The sequence below is a fragment of the Zavarzinia sp. genome (assembly GCF_041650655.1).
GTDB lineage: Bacteria > Pseudomonadota > Alphaproteobacteria > Zavarziniales > Zavarziniaceae > Zavarzinia.
Genome location: NZ_JBAZKR010000144.1, coordinates 1 through 7801, shown reverse-complemented (window position 1 = coordinate 7801; position 7801 = coordinate 1). Strand labels below are relative to the sequence as shown.

Sequence of the window (7801 nt, the reverse complement as noted above, 5' to 3'; positions counted from 1 at the left end):
ATCGAGATGAAGGCGGCCGTGGAGGGGCAGGCGGCGGCCAGTTCCTCGAAGATCAGGGCGGCGTCGATCCGGGCGAGGCCCGACCCACCCACGTCGTCGCGCACATAGATGCCGCCGAAACCGAGCGCCGCCGCCTCGCGCAGCACCGGGATCGGCAGTTCCTTCCGCTCGTCCCAGCCGGCGGCCGCCTCCATCATGCGGTCTTCGGCGAAGGCGCGCGCCGTGTCGCGAAAGGCGCGCTGGTCTTCGGTCAGCTCGAAATTCATGGGTCCTCCCGGTTGCCGGGAACTCTAGGGCGGGGGGAACCTGTGTCAACTCCGGGGGCACGCAGAACCATTGTGCGGGTCTGCACCCCCTTGCACCGAAAGGCCGACGGGATTACTGGACTTTCTCCTGTTTTCGGAAGGCGTGCCATGGCTACCCCGTTCCCGTCGCCCCAAGGCTTCCCCACCACCCGCCTGCGCCGCCTCCGCGCGCAGGACTGGTCGCGCCGCCTGGTGGCCGAACATCTGCTGACGGTCGACGACCTGATCTGGCCGATCTTCGTGACCGACGGCGAGACGGCGGGCCAGGAAGTCGCCTCCATGCCGGGCGTCGTCCGGCGCGACGTCGACGGCGCGGTGAAGGCGGCGGAAGAGGCGGCGAAACTGGGCATTCCGGCGCTTGCCCTGTTCCCCCAGACCGATCCCGACCTGAAGGACCCGATCGGCAGCTATGCCCTCGACGCGCAGAACCTGGTGTGCCGGGCCGTGCGGGCGATCAAGGCGGAGAAGCTGCCGGTCGGCCTGATCTGCGACGTGGCGCTCGATCCCTATACCAGCCACGGGCACGACGGCGTGCTGCGCGAAGGCGTGATCGTGAACGACGAATCGGTGACCCTGCTGGTCCGCCAGGCCCTGGTGCTGGCCGAGGCCGGCGCCGACGTGGTGGCGCCGTCCGACATGATGGACGGGCGCATCGGCGCCATCCGCCGCGGGCTGGACGATTCCGGCTTCCAGGACGTGATGATCTGCGCCTATGCCGCCAAATATGCCTCGGCCTTTTACGGCCCCTTCCGCGATGCCGTGGGCTCGGCCAGCAACCTCGGCCAGGGCGACAAGCGCACCTACCAGATGTCGCCCGCCAATACCAACGAGGCCCTGCGCGAAGTCGCCTTCGACCTCGCCGAAGGCGCGGACATGGTGATGGTGAAGCCGGGTATGCCCTATCTCGACATCGTGCGCCGGGTGAAGGACGAATTCGGCGCGCCGACCTTCGCCTATCAGGTCTCGGGCGAATACGCGATGCTGAAGGGCGCCGCCCTGAACGGCTGGCTCGACGGCACCAAGGTGATGATGGAAAGCCTGCTCGCCTTCAAACGCGCCGGCGCAGACGCGATTCTCACCTATTTCGCGCCCGAGGCGGCGAAGCTGCTGAAGGGACTCTGATCAGATCCGGCGGATGGGGCCCGGGTAGCGGGCCACCTGCTCGTCGGCGGTGAGCAGGGTGATGCCTTCGACCGTGGCCTGGGCGACCAGCAGGCGGTCGAAGGGATCGCGATGCAGAAGCGGCAGGCTGGCGGTCAGCAACGCGTGTTCGCCGGTAATCGCCAGTTCCTCGTATCCCGCCTCCAACAGCCGGCGGCGCAGGACTTGCGGCTGGACGGTGAAATCAGGCCGCCCCAAGCTGCTCTTGATGGCCGCTTCCCAAAGGCTCGCCGCGCTGTAGACGAGGTCGTTGTCGGCCGATGCTAGCAGCGACAACGCGTTGGATGATAGGCGCTGCGGCTCCGCGGCCGCCCACAGCAGCACATGGGTATCGAGCAGCAGCCTCACTTGGCGGCGCCGAACATCTCGGCGATCTCGTCCGCAGCCCAGCGGTCGAAATCGTCCGGTACCGTGAATTCGCCGGCCATGAAGCCGATCCGCCGCGTCGTGCTGGCGCTCGTCCCTTCGAGGGCCGTCACCTTCACCATCGGTCGCCCCGCCTTGGCGATGACGAAGGATTCGCCCTTGGCCGCTTCCTCGACGAGGCGGGACAGGTGGGTCTTGGCGTCGTGGATATTGACGGTGCGCATGGTGTGCCTCAGTAAACTAAGTTCTCTTAGTTTATCCTGCCGCCCATTGAATTCAACGCCCCACTTCGGCCAGCTTCCCCGGATCGGTCAGGATCACCGCGCCGTAGCGGCGTTCGACGAGGCCGGCGTCGGCCAGGCGGCGGAGGGCCTTGTTGGCGCTTTGGCGCGAGATGCCGGTGGTCGCGGCGAGCTGTTCCTGGCTGACCTCGACCACGGCGCCGGGCAGGGGATCGCGCGCGCTCTCGCCGACGGCCATCATGATCAGCACGCGGGCGATCCGCACCGGGGCGGTCTCGGCCGCCATTTCCTCGAGGAAGCGCATGGCGATGCGCAGGTGGCTCGACAGGATCAGGGCGAAATTCCGCCAGAAGCGGGGTTCGGCCTCGACGATCGCGAAGAAGGCAGGCGCCGGCAGGAAGAGGATCGCCGACCGGTCGACCGCCACCACGGTCTGGAGCCTGGGCTTGCCGTCGAACAGGGAGACTTCGCCGAACCAATCCACCGGCTCGGTGATCCAGGTGCCGACCTCGCGCCCGTCACGCTGGTAGTTGACGAATTTCAGCCGGCCCGAGAGCAGGGCATAGAGCCCGTCCGGCGCATCGCCCAGGGCATAGACATTTTCCCCCGGCAGGCGTTCGATGAGGCGTGCACCCGCCAGCACCTGCCGGCGCAGGTCGTCCGGCTGATCGGCGAGCCAGCCGCGGGCGGCGAGCAGGCGGGCGGCACGGTCGAAGTCGAGGCGCATGGGCTTCCCGAGCGAAGTGTCAACTTGTTGACATTCTAATCCGGCGCCATCGCGTACAAGAGAAAAACAGCAACGGACAATGGGGAGGAGAGCCTATGTCGACCGTCGCCTTGAAGAAGTCGGGCCAGAGCGTGCGCGATCAGGTGAGCCCGGAGGAATGGGCCGTCCGTGTCGATCTCGCTGCTGCCTACCGCCTGGTCGCCCTGCACGGCTGGGACGACATGATCTTCACCCATATCTCGGCCCGGGTGCCCAATTCGGACCACCACTTCCTGATCAACCCTTACGGCTACATGTTCGAGGAGATCACGGCGTCGAGCCTGGTGAAGGTCGATCTGGACGGCAACATCCTGATGGACACCGAGTACTACATCAATCCGGCAGGTTACACGATCCATTCGGCCGTCCATGGCGCGCGGGAAGAGGCGGGCTGCGTCCTGCATCTCCACACCGATGCCGGCGTCGGCGTATCGTGCCAGGAACAGGGCCTGCTGCCGATCAGCCAGAACGCCCTGACCGTGATCGAGGACGTCGCCTATCACGCCTATGAGGGCATCGCCCTGAACCTCGACGAGCGGGAGCGCCTGGTGGCCGACATCGGCACCAAGAACATGATGATCCTGCGCAACCACGGCACGCTGGCGATCGGCACCAATGTCGCGGAAGCCTGGACCCGCATCTTCTTCCTGGAACGCGCCTGTTCGCAGCAGATCGCAGCCCTTTCCGGCGGTGGCAAGATCGTCGTCCCGCCGGAGAGCGTACAGCGCACGACGATGGACCAGGGCCGGGGCCTCGCCGGCACCGCCGTGCTGTCGTGGCCCGGGCTTCTGCGCAAGCTCGACCGCCTCGACCCTTCCTTCCGCTCGTAAGGGAGAGAGGTCATGGCGCACGACGGCGGCACCGAGATCCCGACCGCCCGCTTCCATCGCATGGAAGACGGCACGATGGACGACTGGGGCAGGATCATCGCTTGTGAACTGCCCTTCCAGGCCAAGCAGGCCGGTCGCCTGCTCGACCACCTGAAGCTCCTGAAGGACGAGGTCGGCGGCTTCGCCATCGACCGGCTGGAACACAGCCTGCAATCGGCGACCCGCGCCCATCAGGCGGGACGGGACGAGGAATATGTCGTCTGCGCCCTGTTCCACGACATGGGCGACATGCTGGGCAGCTTCAACCACGCCGACATCGCGGCGGCGGTGCTGAAGCCCTTCGTCTCCGAGCAGAACCACTGGATGGTGGAAAAGCACGGTATCTTCCAGGGTTACTACTTCTTCCACTTCCTGGGGCTCGACCGCGACATGCGGGAGAAATTCCGCGGCCATCCGAACTTCGAATACACCGCGGAATTCTGCGAGAAATTCGACCAGAACTGCTTCGACCCGAATTTTGAATCGATGCCGCTCGAAGCCTTCCGCCCGATGGTGGAACGGGTGATCTCGCGCCCCCGCCGCAGCATCTACATGAAGGGCGAGTGATCGAGGCCGCCCCTCTGTTGACGTCATGGCCGGGCGAAGCCCCGGCCATCGACGAGAACACCGAGCCGGGCGGATAGACGTGGATCGCCGGGCCGAGCCCGGCGATGACGATCGAGTGTTGTGTGCGGCTTCAGCGAAATGGCCCGGATTCCGTCAGGGAATCCCCGTCGGCCGCGCTCCGGCATAAGTCGGATGGGCCGCCGAGCATCACGCCGCCGGTGTCGGGTCCGGCACCGGCTCGCCGGCGGTCAGTTTCAGCGGCACCACGCCGGCGAAGACCGGCCAGCCCATGTCTTCGGCATCGTCGACCGGCGGGCCGGCGCGGAACTTGGCGACCGCTTCCGTGAGCGGCAGTTCCAGCACGGTGGTGATCGCCACTTCCTTCACCGTGACCGGGCGGAGCTGGTCCCAGCGCCCGGGGGTCAGCCTCTCGGTCAGGCCGCGTAGCGCCTCCAGCTTGGCCTCGTGGCCCTCGATCACCCGGGCCGTGCCGAAGACGGTGACCGAGCGGTAATTCATCGAATGGTGGAAGGCGCTCCGCGCCAGCACCAGCCCGTCCAGCAGCGTGACGGTCAGGCAGAGGGGCACGCCCTCGGCCAGCGTGGTCATGAAATGCCCGACCGACGAGCCATGCACGATCACCTTGTCGCCCAGCCGCGCATAGGCGGTGGGCAGCACCACCGGCGTTCCATCGGTGCCGGCGAAGCCGATATGGGCGACCAGGCCTTCGTCGAGGATCGCCTCCACCGCGGCGCGGTCGTAGGTGGCGCGCTTGGGCAGGCGGTGCACCGTGGTGCGCTCGGTACGGGGAAAGGACGAGACGGGCATATCGGTCATGGCTACCTCCTGTGGCCGAGCTTGCGCTGATCTTGGCTCTGTCAGAAGATCCAAGCTCTCAAAGCTGATGGGGCCAAGATGTTCGCGGACTTGGGGCGCGGGTTGGATCGTTCCGGGGCGGCGCCGCTCGCCCAGCAAGTCTATGAGGCGATCCGGGCGGCGGTGCTGTCGGGCCGCCTGGCGCCGGGCGACCGCCTGCCGGCCAGCCGGGCGGCGGCGGATCTGCTCGCGGTCGGCCGCAATACGGTGACCGCGGCCTACGAGCGCCTGGCGGCGGATGGTTTCGTCGAAGCCAAGGGGGCGGCCGGTACCGCGGTGGCGCGGATCGACCCCGCCTTGCTGCGCCGGCGCGACCTCGCCCCGGCCGGCACGCTGTCCGCCCGCGGGCGGGCGCTCGCCGGCATCGAGCGGGGCCAGCCGGTCGCCGCCTCGCCCTTCGTGCCCGGGCTGCCGGCCCTCGACCTCTTTCCGGGCGAACTCTGGGCCCGGCTGATGGCGCGGCGGCTGCGCCAGTCCAAGGCGGAGCTTTTCGGTTTCGAGCATCCGGGCGGCTGGCCGCCCTTGAAACAGGCGATCGTCCGTCACATTGCCGCCCTGCGCGGCATCGTGGTGGCGCCGGAACAGGTGTTGGTCACGACCGGGGCCCAGGGCGGGCTCGACCTCGTGGCCAGGCTGCTGTGCGACGTGGGTGATCCCGTCTGGATCGAGGAGCCGGGCTATCTCGGTGCGCGCGGAGCCTTCGTCGCCGCCGGGCTCCGCCTCGTGCCGGTGCCGGTCGACGGCGAAGGGATCCGGGTCGAGGCCGGGCAGGGGAGCGGCGTCCGGCCCCGACTCGTCTATGTCACGCCGTCCCATCAATATCCGACCGGGGTCGCCCTCACCCTGGCGCGCCGGCTCGCCCTGCTCCAGGCGGCGGAGGCGGCGGACGCCTGGGTGCTGGAGGACGATTTTGACGGCGAATTCCGCTTCGAAGGGCCGCCGCTCGACCCGCTCTTCAACCTGGCGCCCAGCGGCCGGGTGATCTATCTCGGCACTTTCGGCAAGGCGCTGGCACCGGCCTTGCGCGTCGGTTTCGCCGTGCTGCCGGCGGAACTGGCCGCAGTGGCGGCGCGGGTGATCCGCCACACCGGCCAGGCGCCGCCGCTGATCGTGCAGGCGGTGCTGGCGGATTTCGTGCTGGAGGGCCATTTCGCGGCCCATCTGCGCCGCCTGATGACCGTCTACGGCGAACGCCGCGCCGCCCTGATCGAGGCCTGCGAGCGCCGCCTCGCCCCCTTCGGCCGGGTCCAGCGTTCGGAGGCGGGGATCCAGCTCGCCCTTCGCCTGAACGGGATCGATGACGCTGTTGCGGCACGCGCCGTCGCTGCCGCCGGCATCGTGGCGCCGGCCCTGTCGCGCGCCTGCCTGGAGACGCCGCAGGTCTCGGGTCTCCAACTGGGTTTTGCCTGCGTGCCGGTCCCGGCGATCGATCCCGCCGTGGCGCGACTCGCCGAAGCACTCAGGTCACTGGTGTGATCGGCGCGGTTCCGCGCTTCAGTACCGCGTCGAGATTGTCGATCGCGCACATGCCCATGGCCGTTCGCGTCTCGACCGTGGCCGAGCCGATGTGGGGCAGGGCGAAGACATTGGGAAGCCTGCGGTAACGGGGATCGAGCGCCGGCTCGCCCCGGAAGACGTCGAGACCGGCGGCGAACAGGCGGCCGGTCCGCAGCGCCTCGATCACGGCGTCGTCGTCGACCAGATCGCCCCTGGCGGAATTGACCAGGATGGCGCCGGGCGGCAGCTTCGCCAGCGCCGCGTGATCGATGATGTTGCGCGTCTCCGGTGTCGAGGCGGCGGTCAGGGCGAGGATGTCCGAGACCGCGAGGAGCCGGTCCAGCGTATCGTGATAGGTGGCACCCTGCTCCTGCTCGGGCGATGCACGGCGGCGGTTGTGATAATGGATCTCCAGCCCGAAGGCGCGCGCCCGCTTCGCCACTGCGGCACCGATCCGGCCGAGACCGAGGATGCCGAGCCGGCGCCCGGCGAGATCGACGCCGAGCAGCCCAGTCGGCGACCAAGTGCCCCAGCGGTCCTCCCGGATCAAGGCCATGGCTTCGGTGGCGCGCCGGGCCGCCCCCAGGATCAGCAGAAGCGTGAGGTCGGCGGTCGCCTCGGTCAGCACGCCCGGCGTATTGGTGACCGCCAGGCCGCGCGCCGTGGCGGCGCCGACATCGATATGGTCGAAGCCGACCGACATGGTGGCGATGATGCGGAGCGAGGCGGGCAGGGTGGCGATCGTGGCCGCGTCGAGCCTTTCGGTCAGGGTGACCAGCATCCCGCTGCAGCCCTCGGCGGCGGCAAGCAGGGCGGGCATTGGGTGGGGCCCGTCGCCGGGCAGCCGACGCGGGGCGAAATCGGCGTCCAGCCGGGCCTCGCAGGCGTCGGGCAGGCGGCGGGCGACCAGGATCGAGGGTTTGGCCGTCATCACGGTGGCAGTCTGGCAACAGTGGCGGTGCGACCGCAAGTCCAACATCGGCCGCATTCTTGTCGCCGGATGATACATGTCATATTTGCAAGACACCCGATTCGGGTGGGAGGTCGAAAAAGGCATGTTGCGGCGGGCCCTGGTATTGACGACCGTGCTGGTCGGGTTGTTCTTCCTTGCCCGTTGGGCATTCGTGGACGGCGAAACCAGTGTCGCCGTGA

General features: G+C 68.3%; 10 protein-coding genes. 4 read left to right on the top strand and 6 right to left on the bottom strand.

The window, feature by feature from the left end:
- Nucleotides 1-266 (bottom strand): acyl-CoA dehydrogenase family protein (locus WC493_RS20560; RefSeq protein WP_373068037.1); only part of this gene is annotated, 266 nt, incomplete at its 3' end.
- A gap of 147 nt (nt 267-413) precedes the next feature.
- On the opposite strand from WC493_RS20560, the gene hemB reads away from it, so the two are divergent.
- Nucleotides 414-1427 carry a porphobilinogen synthase gene (gene hemB / locus WC493_RS20555; RefSeq protein ID WP_373068035.1) on the top strand — a complete coding sequence of 338 codons (1014 nt, stop codon included), beginning with the start codon at nt 414-416 and terminating at the stop codon, nt 1425-1427.
- Here hemB and WC493_RS20550 read toward each other — a convergent pair whose 3' ends face one another.
- From WC493_RS20550 to WC493_RS20540, 3 genes are read right to left on the bottom strand one after another with little or no spacing between them, the layout of a single operon-like run.
- Nucleotides 1428-1814: a type II toxin-antitoxin system VapC family toxin gene (locus WC493_RS20550; RefSeq protein ID WP_373068033.1), complete on the bottom strand. Its 387-nt coding sequence runs from the start codon at nt 1812-1814 to the stop codon at nt 1428-1430.
- Nucleotides 1811-2056 (bottom strand): type II toxin-antitoxin system Phd/YefM family antitoxin, encoded by a 246-nt coding sequence (locus WC493_RS20545; protein WP_373068031.1) that lies wholly within the window; start codon nt 2054-2056, stop codon nt 1811-1813. Before WC493_RS20545 ends, WC493_RS20550 begins: the two co-directional genes overlap by 4 nt.
- A gap of 52 nt (nt 2057-2108) precedes the next feature.
- On the bottom strand, nt 2109-2801 hold the full coding sequence (locus tag WC493_RS20540; protein ID WP_373068029.1) for a Crp/Fnr family transcriptional regulator: 693 nt from the start codon (nt 2799-2801) through the stop codon (nt 2109-2111).
- A 95-nt stretch (nt 2802-2896) separates the two neighbouring features.
- On the opposite strand from WC493_RS20540, the gene WC493_RS20535 reads away from it, so the two are divergent.
- Together WC493_RS20535 and WC493_RS20530 are read left to right on the top strand one after the other, a co-directional pair.
- Complete coding sequence (locus WC493_RS20535; RefSeq protein ID WP_373068027.1) at nt 2897-3670, top strand: class II aldolase/adducin family protein; 774 nt, start codon at nt 2897-2899, stop codon at nt 3668-3670.
- Nucleotides 3671-3682: 12 nt separating this feature from the next.
- Entirely contained in the window at nt 3683-4276 is a 594-nt protein-coding gene (locus WC493_RS20530) for an HD domain-containing protein (protein WP_373068025.1), read from the top strand.
- Between the two features lie 207 nt (nt 4277-4483).
- On the opposite strand, the gene WC493_RS20525 is transcribed toward WC493_RS20530, so the two are convergent.
- On the bottom strand, nt 4484-5113 hold the full coding sequence (locus WC493_RS20525; protein WP_373068023.1) for a pyridoxamine 5'-phosphate oxidase family protein: 630 nt from the start codon (nt 5111-5113) through the stop codon (nt 4484-4486).
- A 78-nt stretch (nt 5114-5191) separates the two neighbouring features.
- On the opposite strand from WC493_RS20525, the gene WC493_RS20520 reads away from it, so the two are divergent.
- On the top strand, nt 5192-6628 hold the full coding sequence (locus tag WC493_RS20520; protein WP_373068021.1) for a PLP-dependent aminotransferase family protein: 1437 nt from the start codon (nt 5192-5194) through the stop codon (nt 6626-6628).
- Here the strand turns inward: WC493_RS20520 and WC493_RS20515 are convergent.
- Nucleotides 6612-7580, bottom strand: coding sequence for a 2-hydroxyacid dehydrogenase (locus WC493_RS20515; RefSeq protein ID WP_373068019.1), 969 nt, complete (start codon nt 7578-7580; stop codon nt 6612-6614). The genes WC493_RS20520 and WC493_RS20515 overlap by 17 nt on opposite strands.
- Between the last annotated feature and the right edge of the window lie 221 nt (nt 7581-7801).

Bases quoted from the DNA above. Each gene is read 5' to 3' on its own strand.
- WC493_RS20525 (WP_373068023.1), bottom strand. From the start codon at position 5,113: ATGACCGATATGCCCGTCTCGTCCTTTCCCCGTACCGAGCGCACCACG.
- WC493_RS20520 (WP_373068021.1), top strand. From the start codon at position 5,192: ATGTTCGCGGACTTGGGGCGCGGGTTGGATCGTTCCGGGGCGGCGCCG.
- hemB (WP_373068035.1), top strand. From the start codon at position 414: ATGGCTACCCCGTTCCCGTCGCCCCAAGGCTTCCCCACCACCCGCCTG.
- WC493_RS20545 (WP_373068031.1), bottom strand. From the start codon at position 2,056: ATGCGCACCGTCAATATCCACGACGCCAAGACCCACCTGTCCCGCCTC.
- WC493_RS20535 (WP_373068027.1), top strand. From the start codon at position 2,897: ATGTCGACCGTCGCCTTGAAGAAGTCGGGCCAGAGCGTGCGCGATCAG.
- WC493_RS20530 (WP_373068025.1), top strand. From the start codon at position 3,683: ATGGCGCACGACGGCGGCACCGAGATCCCGACCGCCCGCTTCCATCGC.
- WC493_RS20515 (WP_373068019.1), bottom strand. From the start codon at position 7,580: ATGACGGCCAAACCCTCGATCCTGGTCGCCCGCCGCCTGCCCGACGCC.
- WC493_RS20540 (WP_373068029.1), bottom strand. From the start codon at position 2,801: ATGCGCCTCGACTTCGACCGTGCCGCCCGCCTGCTCGCCGCCCGCGGC.